The organism is Pseudoalteromonas rubra (genome assembly GCF_000967655.1).
GTDB classification, from domain to species: Bacteria; Pseudomonadota; Gammaproteobacteria; order Enterobacterales; family Alteromonadaceae; genus Pseudoalteromonas; species Pseudoalteromonas rubra_A.
Genome location: NZ_JXYA01000004.1, coordinates 1 through 19266, shown reverse-complemented (window position 1 = coordinate 19266; position 19266 = coordinate 1). Strand labels below are relative to the sequence as shown.

14 protein-coding genes and 1 pseudogene are annotated in these 19266 nt (G+C 49.7%); 7 read left to right on the top strand and 8 right to left on the bottom strand.

Going from position 1 to position 19266, the window contains the following annotated elements; all coding sequences use genetic code 11:
- Positions 1–852: 852 nt before the first annotated feature.
- Positions 853–1869, top strand: a complete 1017-nt coding sequence (adhP, locus tag TW77_RS02300; protein ID WP_046003364.1) for an alcohol dehydrogenase AdhP — start codon at positions 853–855, stop codon at positions 1867–1869.
- A 68-nt stretch (positions 1870–1937) separates the two neighbouring features.
- Here adhP and TW77_RS02295 read toward each other — a convergent pair whose 3' ends face one another.
- Positions 1938–4091 (bottom strand): fasciclin domain-containing protein, encoded by a 2154-nt coding sequence (locus tag TW77_RS02295; protein ID WP_428838736.1) that lies wholly within the window; start codon positions 4089–4091, stop codon positions 1938–1940.
- A gap of 344 nt (positions 4092–4435) precedes the next feature.
- Positions 4436–5032 (bottom strand): NAD(P)H:quinone oxidoreductase, encoded by a 597-nt coding sequence (wrbA, locus tag TW77_RS02290; protein WP_046003444.1) that lies wholly within the window; start codon positions 5030–5032, stop codon positions 4436–4438.
- A gap of 279 nt (positions 5033–5311) precedes the next feature.
- Between wrbA and TW77_RS02285 the strand changes: the two genes are divergently transcribed.
- From TW77_RS02285 to TW77_RS02270, 4 genes are all read left to right on the top strand, one after another.
- Positions 5312–5572: a RebB family R body protein gene (locus TW77_RS02285; protein ID WP_046003362.1), complete on the top strand. Its 261-nt coding sequence runs from the start codon at positions 5312–5314 to the stop codon at positions 5570–5572.
- 134 nt (positions 5573–5706) lie between these two features.
- Positions 5707–6711 carry a sensor histidine kinase gene (locus TW77_RS02280; RefSeq protein WP_046003361.1) on the top strand — a complete coding sequence of 335 codons (1005 nt, stop codon included), beginning with the start codon at positions 5707–5709 and terminating at the stop codon, positions 6709–6711.
- Between the two features lie 2 nt (positions 6712–6713).
- Positions 6714–7415, top strand: coding sequence for a LytR/AlgR family response regulator transcription factor (locus TW77_RS02275; protein ID WP_046003360.1), 702 nt, complete (start codon positions 6714–6716; stop codon positions 7413–7415).
- A gap of 49 nt (positions 7416–7464) precedes the next feature.
- Positions 7465–8310: an acyl-CoA thioester hydrolase/BAAT C-terminal domain-containing protein gene (locus TW77_RS02270; RefSeq protein WP_046003359.1), complete on the top strand. Its 846-nt coding sequence runs from the start codon at positions 7465–7467 to the stop codon at positions 8308–8310.
- Positions 8311–8374: 64 nt separating this feature from the next.
- Here TW77_RS02270 and TW77_RS02265 read toward each other — a convergent pair whose 3' ends face one another.
- The gene (locus tag TW77_RS02265) at positions 8375–9508 is read right to left on the bottom strand and encodes an alpha/beta hydrolase (RefSeq protein WP_046003358.1); all 1134 of its coding nucleotides are present in this window, start codon (positions 9506–9508) and stop codon (positions 8375–8377) included.
- Positions 9509–9727: 219 nt separating this feature from the next.
- Here TW77_RS02265 and TW77_RS02260 point away from each other — a divergent pair, with 219 nt between their 5' ends.
- Positions 9728–11716: a winged helix-turn-helix domain-containing protein gene (locus TW77_RS02260; RefSeq protein ID WP_046003357.1), complete on the top strand. Its 1989-nt coding sequence runs from the start codon at positions 9728–9730 to the stop codon at positions 11714–11716.
- 275 nt (positions 11717–11991) lie between these two features.
- A complete protein-coding gene (locus TW77_RS02255) occupies positions 11992–12228 on the top strand; it encodes a hypothetical protein (protein ID WP_240479448.1) in 237 nt (78 codons plus the stop codon).
- 79 nt (positions 12229–12307) lie between these two features.
- Here the strand turns inward: TW77_RS02255 and TW77_RS02250 are convergent, their stop codons facing one another.
- The 5 genes and pseudogenes from TW77_RS02250 to TW77_RS25370 form a co-directional block, all read right to left on the bottom strand.
- Positions 12308–13525, bottom strand: coding sequence for an Nramp family divalent metal transporter (locus tag TW77_RS02250; RefSeq protein ID WP_046003355.1), 1218 nt, complete (start codon positions 13523–13525; stop codon positions 12308–12310).
- Between the two features lie 47 nt (positions 13526–13572).
- On the bottom strand, positions 13573–15237 hold the full coding sequence (locus TW77_RS02245) for a methyl-accepting chemotaxis protein (RefSeq protein WP_046003354.1): 1665 nt from the start codon (positions 15235–15237) through the stop codon (positions 13573–13575).
- A 27-nt stretch (positions 15238–15264) separates the two neighbouring features.
- Positions 15265–16089, bottom strand: coding sequence for a substrate-binding periplasmic protein (locus TW77_RS02240; protein ID WP_046003353.1), 825 nt, complete (start codon positions 16087–16089; stop codon positions 15265–15267).
- Positions 16090–16181: 92 nt separating this feature from the next.
- Positions 16182–18818 (bottom strand): TonB-dependent receptor domain-containing protein, encoded by a 2637-nt coding sequence (locus tag TW77_RS02235; RefSeq protein WP_052713002.1) that lies wholly within the window; start codon positions 18816–18818, stop codon positions 16182–16184.
- A 221-nt stretch (positions 18819–19039) separates the two neighbouring features.
- Positions 19040–19266: pseudogene (locus tag TW77_RS25370) on the bottom strand (M6 family metalloprotease domain-containing protein); the annotation flags it as partial.

The following is a 19266-nucleotide window of genomic DNA, read 5'->3' as shown; positions in this document are numbered from 1 at the left end:
TGTTCGAACCGTAAAATTGGAAAAAACCAATTAATTACATAAACACAATGACAAAGTGTGAGGTTCTGGACTGCGAATAACCGCAAAGTCGCAGCACACTGTCAATGTGGTTTTAAAGGTTAACTAACCGCTTAAAACCGCAAGCCATGCTAATCAACTACACCTTTAACACCCGGCACCAACAAGCTTTTGATTAAATTGAAAATAATCAAAAAACTGGTGTTCAACCAGGCTTAAATTCTCTGATAGTGTTAATCTGGCGGGACGACAACTGAACTAAAAATACCATTCCCTAACGTTGTTATTTTCTTCTTTTCGCTGCTTTGCAAACAGCTAAAACGTTTCCTTTTCGATGATTTTCATATTGATGCTATCACAAAGCACTAAAAAATAAAGCAAAACAAAATACAAATTTAACAAATATGCAACCACCCAAGCTTTACCTACTCAGTAGATATGGCCATGAACCCCGCATACTGGCTGCGATAAACAGTCAGTAATGAGCGACAAATGACAGGTCTGGCTGAAGGCAAACTGTAGCGCAGTAAATTGTTTTGGTAAATTACAGCCCCTTACGTACCAATAAAGGTACTCTCACTGACGCTTTCGGTCTGAGCCATTCAAACAAAGATTGATACAAGCTGCTATTTTGCATGAAGTTTAGTCGCTCATTTTAAAAACGCACGGCTATCTTGAGCCAGCTGTATGACAATCGTTACATTGCCAGCTAACGCTTACGGTCAGCGCCATACCTAAATTGAAGACATAGTCGCTAACGAGTTTGCGCCGGATCAAATTATGTCAGTATTAAATCACTATACTCGTGGCTAACATCTTCCAGGAGAGAATCATATGAAAGCCGCGCTCGTCCATGCCTTTAAACAGCCGTTAGAAATACAAACCGTCGACAAACCGACTCTGACTCCGGGCTCAGTGCTGGTCGAAATTGCCGCCTGTGGGGTATGTCATACCGACTTGCATGCCTGCCACGGAGACTGGCCCGTAAAACCTAAGCTGCCTTTGATCCCCGGCCACGAAGGGGTGGGTACTGTGGTCGCCAAAGCACAGGATGTAACTCATCTGGCACTTGGCGATCGAGTTGGTGTGCCCTGGTTGCACAGCGCCTGCGGCCAGTGTGAGCATTGCCTGAAAGGCGATGAAAACCTCTGTCCGCAACAGCAAAATAGCGGTTACTCGGTCGATGGGGGTTATGCGCAATTTACCAAAGCTGACGCCAATTATGTCGTTAAAATCCCCGATAATGTGCCTTTTGTTGAAGCCGCGCCGCTGTTTTGTGCCGGCGTTACCACCTACAAAGCCCTCAAAGTGTCAGGTGCCAAACCCGGCGACTGGGTTTCTATTGTCGGCGCAGGCGGTCTGGGTCATCTGGCCATTCAATATGCCAAAGCCATGGGCCTGAATGTAGTCGCCGTAGACAGTGGAGAAGAAAAGCTTGCACTGGCACGTGACTTGGGCGCTGACCTGGTGGTGGACTACACTCAGCAAGAACCGGCGCAAACCATACAAACTGAGCTGGGCGGCGTTCAGGCTGTAATCTGTACGGCCGTATCCAAATCCGCTTTTACTTCATCTTTTCATAGTGTTAAACGCGGTGGCGTGTGTGTGCTCGTTGGCCTGCCTCCAGAGGAAATGCCCATTCCTATCTTTGACACTGTGCTCAAGGGTGTCAGTGTGGTTGGTAGCATCGTTGGTACACGTCAGGACCTGGTCGAGTGCCTGCAATTTGCCGCACAGGGCAAGGTCAAAGCCATCATCGAGACCAAACCCCTTGAAGCCATCAATGACGTGTTTGAGCAAATGCTGAACAGTGAAATTAATGGGCGGATCGTCCTGACGCTGGATGAATAGTGGCAAATAAAAAAGGCGCAACCGAGGCAGTTGCGCCAAACCTCATAGGAAAGGAGTGAGGAAGGGAATTAATCTACTGTGGTGATCACCGTATCAATCAGATGCACCACGCCATTGGCGGTGTAAATATCAACCTGAGTAATGTTGCTGCCTTCAACTTGCAAGCCCGACGTTGGCAAGCTCACCTGCCACCATTTTCCTCCAACGCCCTGACCCATGGCATCACCCGGGTTGGTGTCTTGTGCGAACATATACAGTGGACGACCAAGATAAGCGGCCTGCATGCTGCCATCGAGTCTAGCTATCAGCGACAAACCAGGAATATTAGCAATCTGCTCTTGTGTGGCTATCACCGGCGGCCAATTGGTCGCACAGGCATCGACACATTGACTGTTAGCAAACGTCAGGTCGTCATCAAACACGTAAAGCGTTTTACCGGCCATGGCGGCGCCATTACCAGACACCAGTCTTTGATTGGTCGCATCATACGCGACCATGTCGCTCTGTGTGTTTGCCGTTGCAACAAAGTCCACCACTTTCAGGTCCAACATATTAGTGGCCAGCGTTTCTACCTGTTTACCGTTCAGGCTGAACGCCAAAGAAGAAGACGCTTCCAGTCCCAACACATGCTGGGTAAGTACCTGAGTTAAACCTGCCTGATCGGCCAGTAATGCGTTCAAGACGTCGGCAGGGATTTTCTGGAATGCACGATTGGTCGGCGCAAAGACAGTAAACTGCTTGCTGGTGTCGGATAAGGTGTCGACTAGATTGGCAGCCCCAAGCGCAGTTACAAGCGTTGATAAATCATCGGTTTCCATTGCTACGTCAACAATGGTTTTCTCCGTCGCCATTTTATCCATTGGCGGCATAATCACTTTATCGAGAACGTGAATCACGCCATTGTCGGCCTGTACATTGGCTGTGCGGATCACTGCATCATTGATAAACAGCATGCTGTCTACAATACTCAGGGCGCTTTTGTCTGTGTTGGCCATCGCCACCATGTTATCAGCTGAAGCGGCAATACCGGCTGCGGCATCAGACATTACGCTCTGCCCTACCACCACGTGATACAGCAAAATGTCTTTAAGTTTGTCTGTATCTGCGGCCAATGCATCTAACGTGTCCTGGCCTAATGCTGCAAACGCGGCATCAGTCGGTGCAAACACCGTAAATTTGGTTGTCGGATCGCCCAGCGTCGCGTCCAATCCCGTCGCGGTGACCAGGTTTAATAAGGTATTGAAAGAACCCGCACCCGCTGCCACTTCAGGGATCAGGCCCAGCGACTCGGGCACACTGATGTTGCCTACAACCACCGCATCGAGCACATGGATCACGCCATTTGACGCAGGAATATCGGTTTGCGTAACTGTCACACCGGCGAATTTAAGCATGTCTGTTGCGGCATCAATCGCCACGCTTTGCTGATTCTGCTCTAGCGTTGTTGCGGTTTTGCCGTTGAGTGACATCGCGGTTACCGAGTCAACTTTGCCTGCAACAATATGTTGCTTGAGGATGCGACCCAGTACATCCAGATTTGCCAGTAAGGTGTTGATGGTTTTTGTACCCAGCGCAGCAAAAGCGGCATCTGTGGGCGCGAACACGGTCAAGTCGTCACCGCCCATGAGCGCGCCGGTGAGACCAGCCGTTTCGACAGCTTTAAGCAAAGTCGTAAAGTTACCCGCCTGTGTTGCAACCTCGGCGATGTTTGCGGTCGACGTTGCTGTGCTTGGCGGCATCAAAACGGCGTCGATAACGTGAATAATGCCGTTATCCGTCATGATGTCCGTCTGGGTAACCGTTGCGGTGTTGATAAGCAGGTTATCACCCGACAAAGACAAGGCAAGCTTGGCGCCATTTACTGTTGTGGTGGTTTGCCCCGCCAGACTGAGCGCGGCTTCTGCTGCCACTTTTGAATCAAGCACATGGTAGGTCAGAATTTTGCTTAGCGTGTCAGGGTCAGCAAGCAAACTATTGATGGTGTCTTCACCTAGCGCAGCAAAGGCTGCATCGGTAGGTGCAAACACAGTAAAGGTGTTGTCGGTGTTGTCTAACGTTGCAGTCAGACCCGCAGCGTCGATTGCCGCAACCAGGGTGTTAAAACTGCCAGCAGCCTTGGCTGCATCATACACGGAGTTTTCGGGTGTGGGTGTGACGACAACGTCGTGGTCATTGTCATGGTCGGAACAAGCCGCGAGCAAGGCCAGGGTGCTTATTAACATTATTTTTATCAGTGCTTTCACGTTCTTCTCCATCAAAGGTGGTCAACAATCGAGCAATACGCGACCTTGTGAAACAAAGATCAAGAAAATTTAAAAAACTTTAAACACCTGATTAAAGCATCGTTTCATTGCTGCACCTGAGGCTTAAAATCAATGCCACCTAATGGCAAGAGTGATGAGGGCTACCGGGAAGAGCGGATAATTAAGAGACACGCTGGAATTGTCGCAACTCTGTCGGCAGAGCTGTCACTTACTTGCACTTTGCAACCACAAAAACCAGAGTGACAGATTGAACTGTTTGAAAAAGCGTGATGAACAACCACGCTTTCTTTTTAAACTGCGCGTTATTTGAGTTTCGCAGCAATGCCAGCCACGTGCTGACCCTGGAACTTAGCCAGTGCGAGTTCTTTGTCTGATGGCTGGCGACTGCCATCGGCCCCGGCAATACAGGCGGCCCCAAGGGGTGAGCCACCTCTGACTTCTGAAATATCCGTTAATTCAGCCGCGGCATAAGGCAAGCCCACAACCACCATACCATGATGAAATAAGGTGGTATGGAAGGACTGAATGGTGGTTTCGTTACCGCCACCGGTGCCCGTTGAGGTAAAGACACTGCCAACTTTGCCAATCAGCTTACCCGCCGCCCACAAACCACCGGTTTGATCTAAGAAGTTGCGCATTTGCGACGCCATATTACCAAATCGCGTCGGGGTGCCAAAAATAATGGCATCATAGCTCTCAAGCTCTGCCGGGGTTGCAATTTCAGCGGCCTGATCCAGCTTAACCCCCGCGTTTTTAGCCACCTCTTCGGGCATCAATTCGGCAACTCGTTTAATTGTCACCTCTACACCCGCAACCGAGCCTGCGCCTTCAGCAACGGCATGTGCCATGGTTTCGATATGGCCATAGCTTGAATAATATAAAACCAGTACTTTCGTCATCTTTGTTTCTCCGTGCGTTACCGGGGCGTTTCCCAGCAACTTGTGTTTTAACCAGCTAAACATCTGTGATCACTTCTTTCGTTAAGTATAGGCACGCGTGCCCGTAGACCAAGAGCATGATTTCATAGTTGATCGAGAACGTAATTACGTAAAAAACGATGGTATTGTTCTACTCAGAAGAATGGTTAACGTCATGCGTAATCGGCTGTAATCGTCAGACAGCAGGAAACGGGCTAGGCTTGTCTTAGATTCATATTCACTTATCAAAGGGGTATTTTTATGGCATTTCCAACCGCAGTGAACAGTCAGATCACAGATGCAGTGACGCAGGTGAATACCAAAGTTCTGGGAGACACCCCGGCCGTTGCAATGGGCAACTTGATGCTGGCCTCAAGCCAGGCGCTCGCCAATACAGCCCAGCGCTCGGCACTGTCGCAAAAATTCTCGATGTCGCCCATCGCCCAGGGCGTAAGCAGCTTATACAGAATAGATACCGCGTCAACCGGCATCGCCACACGCAGGATTTTAAATCGCGGCTAGCATACCGAGTTATCTATCTCATTTATTGGTTTGGAACCATTCACCTAGGAAAAATAACAATTCACTCAGCTTGTTACTGAAGTGCTCTCCAAATCAGGTAAACTCTCCGTAGATAATTTACCTAATGGATTGAGATGTCAGTAATTTATTTACAGCGTAGTGAGCGGCTCATGGCACTGGCCATCATCGCCATGGTGAGCCTGTCGATTAGCTTAACCGACTGGGTGCAGCGCGCACTGCCGCTCTCGCCCCCCATTGTCTTCTCCTCACTGGCTGCTGTACTGTTTATGTACTGGTTGCCTATGCTCGTTAGTTATGTATTGATACGGCGCGCAGCAATCTCACACTGGTTTGCACAATATGGCCTGCTTTATTTGGCTATAGTTGCTGGCACTTTGGTATTTGGGGCGCTACGCGCTCAGCTGCTCGGGATCCGCGTCCTGGAATTAGCAGAAGCGCTGTTCATTGCGCTGCCATGGAGTAGCGGTATATTTGTGCTGACAAAGTTTTACCTTACCCAAAAACACCTCAAAGATGAGCAGTTACTACGCCAGCAGGCTGAGCTCAGGTTACTTCACAGCCAACTTAACCCACACTTTTTGTTTAACAGCTTAAACACCATTGCCGCACTGACTTCATCTCGTCCGGCGCAGGCCGAAACGCTGGTTCATAACCTGTCGGCTATTCTGCGCTACTCACTCAGGCACACAATATCGGGGCGTAGCGAGTCGCCCACCGTTAATCTGTCTGATGAACTCTTAACACTCCACAAGTGGTGTGAAATCGAACAGTGTCGCTTTGGGGAAAATTTGCAGATTGAGTTCAAAGTCGACGAAGCGCTGCTCAGCCTCGCCTTGCCGGCCATGGTGCTCCAGCCGCTCATTGAAAATGCCATCAAACATGGCCAGAAACGCCCGCTGTGCATCACCATTGGAGCGCACCTTGAGCAGGGTTTGGCAACCATTTCAGTCACTGACAATGGCGTGGGCTTTCCCAAGTCTGTGTTGGCGGGTGATGCTCAAACAGGCCTGGGCCTGGCGATTACCCGCTCCCGGCTCAAGCTGGAAGCCAATGCTGAACTGACGCTCTCTAACTTGCCCAATGGTGGCGCCAAAGCGCAGTTTGTGCTGGAGGAATAACAATGCTAAATATCGCCATCATCGAAGATGAACTGCCGGCATTACAAAAACTTAAAACGCAGCTGAGCCAGCTATGTCACTACCAACTTGTCTATCATGGCGAGGATCCAGCGCGCTTTTTAGCTGATTTTGACCATTATCAAATTGATTTGGTCTTTGTTGATATCAATCTGCCGGGCATGAATGGCCTGCAGCTGAGCCAGCAGTTACAAACAGCCGGATTCAAAGGTCAGATCATCTTTACCACAGCCTACAGCGAATTTGCCGTAGATGCATTTACACTTGGCGCAACGGACTACTTGCTCAAGCCCTATACCAATGAGCGACTAGCCCTGGCGCTGTCTCGGGTTACCGCACAAGGCTTGCCCGGCACTGAGCCATTAACGCTGACCAGCAAAGTCGGCGATAAGGTAACACGTATTGAAGCCAGCAAGATTGAAGTCATTAAGCTGGAACACGGCCATGCCATCGCCTATAGCGCCGAACACACTTACCCCATAGATCTGACGCTTGAAGAGCTCATGACCACACTGCCGGATGTGTTTCTTCGCATTCACCGTAACGCCATTGTCAACCGCCTGAAGATCAGCACACTGGAGCGCTGGGTTACCGGAGGGTATTTGATCAAACTGGCGCACAGTGGGCAACAGGTGATCAGCAGTCGCAGTGGTGCAAAGCTGCTGCGGCAAAAACTACAGATTTAATACCGAGTCCTGCGGCTCACCCAAACAATAAAAAACAAAGGAAACTGATATGAAAAACATAATGCCGGTCCTGCTGGCAGGGCTGCTTAGTGCCTGCAATTCAGCCACGGACCCCGATGTGAAGCGCCATTTTATTGATGATGGCCATCCGCATCCGCTGGTTGTGCTGCTTGGTGGCAGCGAAGGCGGTAACACCCTGGCGAAACCCCATTTTCAGCCCCTGATGGATAGCTTTCATAAACACGGTATGTCTGTTGCGTCGCTCGCTTATTTTGGGACACCGGGCACGCCTTCAAGACAAATTTCGTTGTCGCTGGATGACATTGCCACGCGAATTAGCAAGCTGGCAGACGACCCCAGGATCAACTCAAACTGCATTGCGGTTTACGGGTTTTCCAAAGGCGCGGAGCTGGCGCTGCTGCTGGCTGCGCACTTTGAGCACATAAACCATGCGGTAGCAGTCATGCCCAGCCATGTTAGCTGGAACGCGGTAAAAACTTTTTCCTCACAGCCGGGCTGGCAGCTTGGGCAAACCCCTTTGTCCTATGTCGATGCGCCACTGATTTCCTGGCCAATGCAAAAAGGCGTAGTCACTGGCACATATACGCCTGCATTCGAAAGCGCACTTGATGATGCAGCGGCCAGTACCCTTAATGCTGCGCGGATCCCGGTAGAAAAAACCAATGGGCCTGTCTTGTTGGTATCAGCCAGACAAGATGAGATCTGGCCATCTCATAGGATGGCAAACAACATCATCGACTCCCTTCAACAGGCTGATTTTGCCTATTTGTATGATCATATAGAGTTACCTGGCGGCCACTACAGCTTTAACCGTGAAACGCAGGCTCAGGTCAATCAGTTCTTAGCCAATACACTGGTTAAACAGTGCCAGTAACCACACTTTGAGGCGGCATTCGCCAGTTACCAGTAGGCACTGAGTAACTGGCGGCAGAGTTTAATTACAAGGCTTGTTGAATTGTCTGCTTTTGCTTGTTTAGCCAGGCCAGCTGAGACGCGTCATCCACAGATAGAGAAATCGCCTTATTCACGGCTTGTATTGCCTGTTGTGGCGCCTCCTTGGCCATAAATACCCGGCTCAACATGCCGTAAGGCTCTGCGGTATCCGGATAATAGGCTATCCATTTGTTAACGATATATTCGGCCTCTTCAATATACTCTTTAACAACCAGATAATTGCTCAGCCCCCAAAGCTCATTAAACTCAGGTACGACCTCATAACCAAGTCGCTCTGACAGCCCCTGATAATGTGCATCAAACTCGTGTTTTTTGCCTTTGATCTTCTCACCGGTGATCCACCAGTTACGAAATACATAGCGCACTGCATCATAGAGGCCAATATGGGCAATGGTCATATGATCTTCTGCTTCATACAGGTCGGCATGCCAGTTAAGTTTAGGTCCGGCATGTGCATCGAGGTTTTTTCTGAGCCGGATAAAGTTTGGGATCTGCTTTTCAAACGGGGTATCCGCTTCTGTTGCGATGATCAGCGTTTTGTCCAGTTTTAAGCGCTCCGGATACTGCTCAATGAATGGCAGCATATTACCGCTGCCCCAACCCATTGCCGGCGACAATGCAATGTACACATCAAATAGCTCAGGGGTCGACAGCATAGTGTACAAGGTAAACAGCCCTCCCAGAGAATGACCGCTGAGCAGACTGAACGAGTTGGTCCGATAACGCTGCTCGACCAGCGGCTTCACCTCAGTGCGAATAAAGTTCAGCAACGCATGATTGGCCGGTTCGGTAATTACCTGACCGTCTTCTGTATACGGGCTCAAATCCCGACTGCGTGATGGCGTCTCAATACCCACCACTATCATTTCGGAGATGCCACCTTGCAAGTAATGGATCATACTGGCGGCATGGTCCATCTGACCTCGGGCATCCGTCAGATATAGCACAGGAAAGCGTAGTGCTTTGTTCTCCAGATTAAAATAGCCCACAGGTAATGAAATATGTACCTTACGTGTTTCTTTAAATAACGCTGAGGAAAGCGCTATCTCAACCTCCCTTTCATTGCCCCAGGATAAGTGTGAAGCACATAACAGTGCGAATAGCCAAACTAACTTCATTTTTGTTTACTCCATTGTATTTATTATTTAAAAGCGCTTAAATACGCCCCAGATGGGTACACTCATAGGTTCACTCGTATGAACGACAAATTATCTGTGCGGTATCCAGGTGAGTGACTGCGCTCAGCAATACAACTAAAAACACCCAATGAAGGCGATGTAATCGTCCTAATTTTTGTCTTAGGAATTTCTTAGGCCATATAATTCAATAAGTTAAGCATGGAAAAATTAACGCACGCTTTTGTCATCAACAACATAATCATTGACCCACAACGTAACCAGGTGCAGCACTCGGACGAAATAAATTCGCTGGAACCAAAAGCAATGGCCCTGTTATGCGTGCTTGCCGGACAGCCCAATACGGTGATTGCACAAGAAACTCTGTATGAAACCATCTGGCCCGGTCGCGTTTTTTCACCCAGCTCATTGCAGCGCCTGATTGCACTGCTAAGAAAAGCGCTCAGAGACAGCAGCAAGTCGCCCGAAATCATCTTTACACATGCCAAACAGGGCTACAGTTTAGAAGCGGCTATTTCAAAGCCCCAAACCGGCACTAAAACGCCCTCCAAAGCCTTGCTATCTGCATTAGGCCTTGTTTTCTTACTCCTTGTTATTACTGCTTATATTTTTTCAAGGCCACACCCGACACTCTCTGATACTCAGGCGTTGACCTTTACCGCTTTGGCAGAGTTTAACGGCCAGTTTTCACCCGACGGTAAGGCCATTGCTTTTTTGCGTCAAAGCGCAGATAAGCAAACAGAATTAGTCGTACGGCAACTCGAAAATCCGGGCAAGGACCGGCTGTTGTCCGATGTACAGATCCGCGACTTTACCTGGCTGACGAACAAGCAGCTGCTGATTGCACAAACCGACTCTGAAGCAGGCAAGCTTATCAGAGTCAGGCTGACGCAATCCGGTATTCAACCACAGCACAGCCTGCCCGCAACCAGACACCTGCGCAACATCAGACATTTGCTCAAAGGACCAGACTCGGCCATCTACTTTGTTGCGGCTCATCCAAACGCCGCGCAAACCGACACAAAGCAAAGTGTTATCATGCAACTGGACTTAATCAGTTTTGAGCTAAAAACGCTGATGACCCTGCCAGCAGCGCACGACATCGTCGATCTGGCCGCTACGCCCGATGGCTTGTATGTATCACTATTTGAAAACAGAAAAATCAACAAACTGCTTAAAATTGAACCCGACTCGCTAAACGTCAACGTTATTAACGCTGAACTTGACGGGCGCTATAAACTGGCCTGGTCTTCACACCATAAGCGCCTGATATTATTGGACAGCTTAAAACCCGCAGTGTTTGCATTAGCAGCGAATAATCAGCTAGTAACCATTCATCACGCTCTGTCGGCGGGCGTTTTGGATGCAAACCTATATCAGGACAAACTACTTACCAGCCGGGCTCATCAAACCATTAACGTGTTCAGCAGCCAAAGCCCGGACGCGGCGCTGATACACAGTAAGTATGAAGACTACCTTGCATCTGTATCACCCACTGGCCGTAGTGTGGTATTTGTTTCGAACCGCAGCGGTTACCCGCAGCTATATATGACAGATCAGAACAATCAACCCGAAGTGATTTTTACCAACCCCGGGCGGGAAGATTTTATATCTCGCGCTATCTGGCACCCAAATGCACAGCAACTGGTATTTGCAGCGGACAAAAAAGTGTATCAATTTGACGTCGCAACTCATGAGCTTACAGCGTTACCCATAGCTCAGCCAATAACCAGGGTTGAATACTGGCAAACCTCTGACTTACCGGGAGCCGGGGTGCTTTATCTAACCCATGCAACCCAGGCAAGTACGGTGGCATATCACATCGATTCGGGCGAAACAGAATTGTTATCGGGCCCCGAACACTTTATCTATGCAAGTAAAACGCACCACGTTGGCTGGCAGGACAATACGCTCAGAACGTCCACTGGAGTGAGCTGGCAACCCGACAGCGGACAAATACGCCATGCCTTCAGTGTGGGCGAGCGTATCCTGGTGCAGATCACAGCGCCGGATGCTCAGCGCCTGCTTGAGTTCGACCATCACCTAAATATACTGTCTCAGCAACCATTGCCCGGGTCCGCTCAGTTTGTTAGCAGCGCGTTTTACACCGAGCAAAACGCCTTTATCTATTATTATTCCCACAGACAAAACACCGACAGCGACCTGATGCTCTCACGGCTCACATTCTAGAGGCGGGTTTAACGGCGCTCCTTTGATCAACGCAGGGGTTGAAATTGATATCTGGGTGCCCAGAACCATTGAAAGCATCAAAGCGCAAAGAGATAACCAGTTAGAAGCCGCCGTCGATTATTTAAAAGCTCAGTTAAAATAATTTACCATCATAAACTCACTGCGCACTGTACCTTTTGGGCCTGACTGAGCCGGGCCCAAAAGGAGCCTCCTTTACAATCGATGAAACGACAACTAGCCTGTACACGGAGTATTTCACAATAAAAAGGACTTAAATGATGTTAGAGATGCTAAGAAATGGCGACCTGCCGTTAGCTCCCACTGTGCTTGCCCTGCAGTTATGCCTGTGTTTGGGTATCAACTTACTGGTTGCTTATAAATATCAATACAGCAAAGCCGTTGCAGTCCTCGTTGCCTTTGTGCCATTTATCAATATCTATGCAACCTGTGTGTATATTGCCCTGGCCATATTTCATTCAAGGAAGGCCAAGAACACGGGTAACCCGAGCTAATATCAACGCAAGCTAGATTGAGCTGAAGCAAGTCAAGTGCTTCAGCTTTTACTACCCCTTCAGATATTTTTGTAGCACATCAAAGCCAGCCCAGAGATTTGGCTATCAGGCGGATCCCCAGCATGGCGGTTAAAATAAGCACAGAAAAGCCCAAAATATTGGACACCACCGTATTCGAGTATTTGCCCAGCATGCGTTTATTGTTCATTACATAGAGCAGAAAACCGGCGATAATAGGCAACAGCAGGCCATTGGCAAACTGGGCCAGCAAGATAATTTCTATCGGCTTAATATTGGCCATAGATAACACCGCCCCAATCACAATAATGGTGACGCTGATAAAGCGAAACGGCCTGGCATCCACTTCGGTGTCCAGCTGTAATAACTCTGTCACCACATAACTGGTGGCCAGCGGTGCGGTGATCACACTGCTCAGACCCGCGGCAAACAACCCTATACCCAGCAGATATTTAGACAAGCTACCAAATAAGGGCTCAAATACCTTGGCCATGTCAACGGCATTATTCACGCTCAACCCCAGTGTAAAGATACTTGCCGCCGCCGTAGAGGTCACCAAAATGGCGATAAGGCCGCCCAGGCCAATGGAAATTGCGGTGTCTGCGCGTGCCTGCGGAATATCATCTGGCTCAGACCAATGTGCCTTTGCCGCCGAGGCATGCAAAAACAAGTTATAAGGCACCACGGTTGTGCCAATCAAAGCAATGACTGTCAGCAAAGAGCCTTCAGGCAATTGAGGTGTCACCATCCCTTTAAGCAGGGCTGTCAAATCCGGGTCGACCAGAAAAAAGGTGACAACAAATGCCAGCGCCATGACAGACACCAGGGCTATCAGAATGCGCTCAATTTGCTTATAGGTTCCGAGAATTAAAATCACCGCGCCCAGAGCAGTAAGCGCAATGATTGAACCGCGAAAAACCCATTTTCCTGGCGTGGTGATCGCCTCAATGCCCAGCGCGGCGCCCACCAAATTGCCCGCCTCATAGGCCGCATTGCCAATACAAATGGCCACAATGATCAGAGCAAATAATGGCCATTTCCACACAGAGTCCTGCAAGGACTGATGGATCACAGCGCCAAGCCCTTGCTGTGTGACTATCCCTACCCGCGCCGACATTTCCTGTAAAATAATGGTCGCCAGGGTTGCAAACACCAGCGCCCATAACAGCGCATACCCGAACTGAGCACCAGCCAGTGTGCAGGCGGTGATCGTGCCCGGGCCGATGAAGGCAGCGGTCACAATAACGCCAGGTCCCAGGTTTTTAAATTTCTTTAGCATGACTCACGCTTTCCTAACCGATGCTGTGGCATTCACTTTGCTCCTAATTAAATCTTGAAACGATTCACGATGGCCGCCAGCTCCCCGGCCTTTTCACTCAGATTATTACTGACACTTAAGTTCTCTGTACCAATCGACACCGACTCCTTGCTTTGCTGTGAGATAGAATCGGTGCGCTCGGAAATTTCTTTGTCAACAATGTTTTGCTCCTTGGTCGCATCGGCAATATGCTCATTCACGCTCAAAATTTCATTGATGAACTGGACGATTTGCGTCAGAGACTCGGCCGCCGAGGCTGCCTTATCGACCGTAATGGCGCTGTAGCTTTTGCTTGATTCCATGGCACGTACGGCCTCTTTTGAACCGTCGGTCAGCGTGTTGATCACGCCCAGGATCTGAGAGGCACTTTTTTGCGTGCGCGTTGCCAGCTCCCTGACTTCGTCGGCGACCACCGCAAAACCTCTGCCCTGCTCGCCTGCCCGGGCCGCTTCAATAGCCGCATTCAAAGCCAGCAGATTCGTTTGCTCGGCAATTTCCTGAATAATGGATAAAGAGCCGGAGATCCCCTGAACATCCCCCTCCAGTTTTAAAATCACACTGCTCGCCTCATCCAGCTTCTCAGCCAGCGTATTCACTGAGTTCATCGCTTCATCAACAGAGTGGCGGGTATCATTTGCACTGTTATCGGCATTTTTAGCGGCAGTCGCGGCCTCATTAGCATTGCGGGAAATTTCTTCCGCAGAGGCCGTCAGCTGTGTCATCGCCGTGGCGATCAATTCGGTTTCGGTTTGCTGGCGCAACAAGATTGAATTGATATTACCAGAGGCCCCCGAGATCTGTCGGGTTTCATCGACCACCTCGTTGGTGAGTTTGGCCACTTTCTTTATCAACTCATGCAGCTGGCCAAGGAAAATATTAAAATCCCGACTCAGGCTGTCGAACTCAGGCACGGTAAAATCCGGAATGCGTACCGTTAAGTCGGCGTCTCTGGCGGCATAAATATGAATGGTGTCCTCAAATTTAGACAAAGGCACTGTGATGCTTTTACTGATAATAAGGCCAAGCCCGGCCACTCCGATGGACACCACCACAGTAAAGAGCAAAATATTGGCGATGCTCTCATAGAGTTGGACTTCATTTTTGTCCCGCATGGACTTCACCAGGGCATCGACATCATCGGTATAAAACCCGGTGCCCACTATGAGGTCCCATTTGGGTAAATAGATGCTGTATGCCAGCTTAGGTAAAGGCTCGCTCTGGCCCAGTTTAGGAAAGTAATAAACCGAATAGCCATCCCCCGTTTGCGCCGAAGAAATGATATCCCGAACCAGATAATTTCCCCGCTTATCCTGCAAATCAATAAAGTTTTTGCCTATGCCCTGGTCGCTGTCCCCCTGCATGACGCGTGTCCCGTCTGGCTTAAAGCCAAACAGATAGCCGGTTTTGCTAAATTTGATGTTCTTCAGCAAGGCAATGGCCTCTGACTGGGGATGGTCTCCCTGCATTAAGGGCGTCAGAGCTGTTTTGGCAATTTCCAGATACGCTTTTAGTTCCACACGCTTCATCCGCATCATTTCTTTACGGCTTAACTCAACCTGCACCTCATTGAGTTTTTTCGCTTCCAGATAGGTGATTAGGGTCACCACAGAGGAAATGATGATCACGGGGATCAGTGACAACAATATCAGTCTGGACTTTATTTTGAGTTTCATGTTACTCAGCCTCTTTGTTGCGCAGCTTTAAGAGCGCTCTTCAACCGCTTTACCAGTTTGTGGCGACGTGTCGTATATGGACTGCTCCTTGTTATAGTGCTTGAGATACTCTTGCAGTATTTTGTCATAGGTACCGTCTTTTTTTATTTCCCGCAGCGCCTGTTCTACCTCCAGCCGGGTTTTATCCAGCGCGCGGACCTTAGAAAACGCAATATAACTGGGGATCTCATAGCGGTAGCTGGGTACCTCGGCAACCAAGTCTTCTATGCCAAGCTGCTTAATGATCTCAAGGGCACCCAGTCGGTTGATCACCACCACTTCCACTCTGTCTGCAAGCAGCAACTCAAAGCTCCGTCGGCCCGTATCTGTCGTCACGACATTTTCAAACACGCCTCTTTTTAGCGCCATGTCGATTTCTTTGCCATAGCTCACTTTATGCATAACCCCAACCCGATAAGGCGCCAGTGAGTTAAGTCGACCGTCAAAGTGAATATTGTTTTTTCTCAGCGTGAACAACGCAATCGACTGCTCTATCAGCATCTCATCCGAGTAATCCAAAAATGCCAGTCTCTGCGGGGTTTTATAAATGGTGAAAATACCATCGTAGCGTCCGGTTTCAACTTCTCTAATCGCTCTGCCCCAGGGAAGAATATCGATGCTGTAGGGCTGCTCCATGCGCCTGAATACCTCGCGCACCAACTCCACCGCAATGCCACTGGGACCATTTTTACCCTGAAACTCATAAGGGGGATATTCAAGCGTAACCAGCCTGATAACCCGTTGCTCGGGCGCGCTGGCGCCCAACAGGCATATCACCACTAGTCCAAGCAACAAAGCGCGCCAAACCGTCATGGCGCTTCACCAGTTAGCCTGCTCTGAGATTGGGCAAAGGTTTTTGCACAATCGGAAACACAATGAGCACGCCACATAAAGCCCGTCATATATCAGAAGCTCAGCTGTACTTTGATATAAGCGCGACGCCCGCGGGGGTCGCCCGTTCTGGGGTCGTAGCTACCGGCAATACTGACATAAGGCGGATCTTCATCGGTAGCATTGACGATACCAGCGATAAGTCGGGTTTCTGAATCCTCCTTCACCAGGTCGCCCAGATTGATGCTGTATTGCAGGTCAATGGTATTGAACGAGCTGATAGATTCGCCGCTGACGTCGTTTTCATAGCTGGCAACATGACGAAGATAAATGTTGGCACTGTGCTCGCCGTCTGACCAGTTCATGCCAATGCTACCTCGTAACCGCGGAGCCGGATTACCGACCGTGTTACGGTTAAGTTTGCCCAGCCCGTCGCTAGTGTTGCCGGATGCATCCATAAGGTCGTAACTCAGCAAATATGAGGCCTTTAGTTGTGGCCTGAAATCTCCCATATCAGTGCGATAAATGGTTGTTGCGCTAATATCCAGCCCTGACGTATCAATCGCTTCGGCGTTGATGAATTTGGTATTCACAATCGAAATGGTACCGGCTGATGTGCGGATCACCCGGCTTGGATCGTTAGGGTTAGCGTTGACCACCGCCTGATGACTTTCGCGGGTCAGTACGTCTTCAAACGAAAAATCCCAGTAATCCAAGTCCACAGCGAGTTCATCTAAAGAAAAAGACAGGCCGAGATTCACCGCCTGTGAGGTCTCCGGGACCAGGTTAGGGTCGCCGACGGTTCGGTTACCACCAAATGTGGTCGAGCCATCTTCCGGATCTGTGATGTTAGCAAAGTTAGTCTGTACACCCTGTAACTGATGAACCGACGGTGCCCGGAATGAGGTGCTGTAAGTGCCCCGAAATGAAAACAGCTCGCTGGCCAGCCATAAAAACGACACCTTAGGATTGGTGGTATCACCACCAAACTCGCCATAATCCTCATAGCGCAATGCCGCGCCTATTTCTAAATCTAGTGTCAGCGGCACCAGCACCTCAGCGAACACGGCTTTTACATCGCGCTCGCCGTAAAAATTCTGATTACCAATGAGAAAGGCAAAGCTGTCTTGCTGGGTAAAAGAGTCATAGACATTATTAATGGACTCATCGCGGTACTGAAAACCGAGCGCGTAGCCGACATCACCACCGCCTACTTCAAACAACGACTCACCGGTGATCACGGCCTCGTAAACCCGCATTTCCGATTCGGCATCCCCCAAATAGTCGCCGATGATAAAGTCCCTGAGCAGCTCATTGTCCGGGTCCTGCGGATCAAAGGGGTTAAAGTAGTAGCACTCGCCTTGCCCGGCTTCGGCCACTGTGGTGCCACTGCATTTGATCCCCCCTAAACCATGCAATGCGGCCTGAAAGTTATCGGTAATAACGTCTCTTGGGTTCAGTATGGCGTCGTTCGCGGCCGCAACAAAAGAAAACTGCCAGTAAATGCCTTCGGTTATTTCACCATCGCCGCCAAAGGCAAAGCGCGAAGTCGTATGGTCGTAATAGTTGATCTCGGTTGGTTTACCGACCCCGTAAGGCCGGCCACGAAAGAAAATGTCCTCGCCATAGGGGTTGTCCGGGTGACTTGCCAGCACACTGGGGGCGTTCAGTACCGGAAAACTGGGTGACACTTCCCGGGTTATTTTGTTTCTGGCGTAGCCGAATTCAGCCCATAAGCGTGTGGTATCGCTCCAGTCCCAGGTTGCGCGCGCATAGGCTTGCAGCCGGTCTTCGTTCGGCACGGCGGTAATTTGCGGGCCAAAATCAAACAAGCAAAACGAATTGCCGTTGCTCCCTTCGGAGAATATCCCGCCATTAGCAACACAGTTTGGATCTGCCACAGTTAAACCATTGGGGTTGTTTTCATCCGCACGTGAGGGAATGACAAAACTACCCGGGTTACCAAAGCTACTGGTGGCGGGCTGTAACCAGTCAACTTCGTCAAGCAACAAACTGGAGCGCTCAAGAAAACTCACTGCAAACAGCATGTGTCCGGTATCACCCACATAGCCACCATGGGCAAAGTCAATTTTGGTATCTTCCTGATCGCCATCACTCCAGCGGGTACGATATTCGTATTGCAGCTCGCTCCCCTCTAAGTCGTCCCGGGTAATAAAATTCACCACCCCGGCAACGGCATCTGAACCATAAATGGCGGAAGCACCGTCTTTTAATATTTCGACTCGCTTGATAGCTAAGGTGGGCACCAGAGAGGCGGTATCAACAAAACTTGCACCCTGATCGGTCACCACTGCCGACGTGACCTGCCGGATCCCATTCAGTAACACTAAGGTTGACGATACGCCCAGCCCCCGTAGGTTGACGTTCGAGGTGCCCGCGGTAAAGTTTTGCGACAAGTTATCCGAGTTGTTCTGCGATCCGGCATTAAAGGGCAAAACTTCAATCAGATCTCTGACATTGTTTGCGCCAATATCGGTCAGATCACTGAGTTCCGTGCTGGAAATGGGCGAGGCACTCTCTGACTGAATAGAGCGCTTGATCCGTGAACCCGTTACTGTGATGGTTTCGATGGCACTTTGGTCGTTACTTTGTGCATTAGTGGGTGTTTCGGCAACGACTAATACCGGACAGAGTAACAAAGGCAGAGTCCGCAATAGCAAAGACTGGGCTCTGAGCGAGGAGTTGCACATGATTTCACCTTATTGTTGCTAACGGTAAATTTGCTCAAGTGCTATGTGTCCCTGGAGTATCACTCCCACAGCATTCTCATATTGCTGTTTTAATCATAGTCGCAGATTTCAAAGTCATAGCAAAACTGGCGTGTTTTTTTACCCATAGCGGGCTATCTGGAGTAAGTGAGCGCACAGACTGTGCCTGTGCGCTCACTCAAAATTGCGACTAGCGTGGCCGATTATTTACTCACACGCAATGTGTAGCTACCAGCCCCGGAGTAGGAATACACCACAAAGCGGTAATAGCCAGACCCGGCACTGTAGTTAATCGATTCTGCAGAAGAAGGCGACTCAGAAATCGCAACCTGTTGCCAGGCGCCGTTTAACCACTTTTCTATTTTCAGGTCAAAATCGGCACTGGCGGGGCCACTCAGGGGGGGGCCAATCGTGCCGCCGCCGGACTGAA

Bases quoted from the DNA above. Each gene is read 5' to 3' on its own strand.
- TW77_RS02280 (WP_046003361.1), top strand. From the start codon at position 5,707: ATGTCAGTAATTTATTTACAGCGTAGTGAGCGGCTCATGGCACTGGCC.
- TW77_RS02240 (WP_046003353.1), bottom strand. From the start codon at position 16,089: ATGACGGTTTGGCGCGCTTTGTTGCTTGGACTAGTGGTGATATGCCTG.
- TW77_RS02255 (WP_240479448.1), top strand. From the start codon at position 11,992: ATGATGTTAGAGATGCTAAGAAATGGCGACCTGCCGTTAGCTCCCACT.
- TW77_RS02245 (WP_046003354.1), bottom strand. From the start codon at position 15,237: ATGAAACTCAAAATAAAGTCCAGACTGATATTGTTGTCACTGATCCCC.
- TW77_RS02250 (WP_046003355.1), bottom strand. From the start codon at position 13,525: ATGCTAAAGAAATTTAAAAACCTGGGACCTGGCGTTATTGTGACCGCT.
- TW77_RS02260 (WP_046003357.1), top strand. From the start codon at position 9,728: ATGGAAAAATTAACGCACGCTTTTGTCATCAACAACATAATCATTGAC.
- TW77_RS02275 (WP_046003360.1), top strand. From the start codon at position 6,714: ATGCTAAATATCGCCATCATCGAAGATGAACTGCCGGCATTACAAAAA.
- adhP (WP_046003364.1), top strand. From the start codon at position 853: ATGAAAGCCGCGCTCGTCCATGCCTTTAAACAGCCGTTAGAAATACAA.
- TW77_RS02285 (WP_046003362.1), top strand. From the start codon at position 5,312: ATGGCATTTCCAACCGCAGTGAACAGTCAGATCACAGATGCAGTGACG.
- TW77_RS02265 (WP_046003358.1), bottom strand. From the start codon at position 9,508: ATGAAGTTAGTTTGGCTATTCGCACTGTTATGTGCTTCACACTTATCC.
- wrbA (WP_046003444.1), bottom strand. From the start codon at position 5,032: ATGACGAAAGTACTGGTTTTATATTATTCAAGCTATGGCCATATCGAA.
- TW77_RS02270 (WP_046003359.1), top strand. From the start codon at position 7,465: ATGAAAAACATAATGCCGGTCCTGCTGGCAGGGCTGCTTAGTGCCTGC.
- TW77_RS02295 (WP_428838736.1), bottom strand. From the start codon at position 4,091: ATGTTAATAAGCACCCTGGCCTTGCTCGCGGCTTGTTCCGACCATGAC.
- TW77_RS02235 (WP_052713002.1), bottom strand. From the start codon at position 18,818: ATGTGCAACTCCTCGCTCAGAGCCCAGTCTTTGCTATTGCGGACTCTG.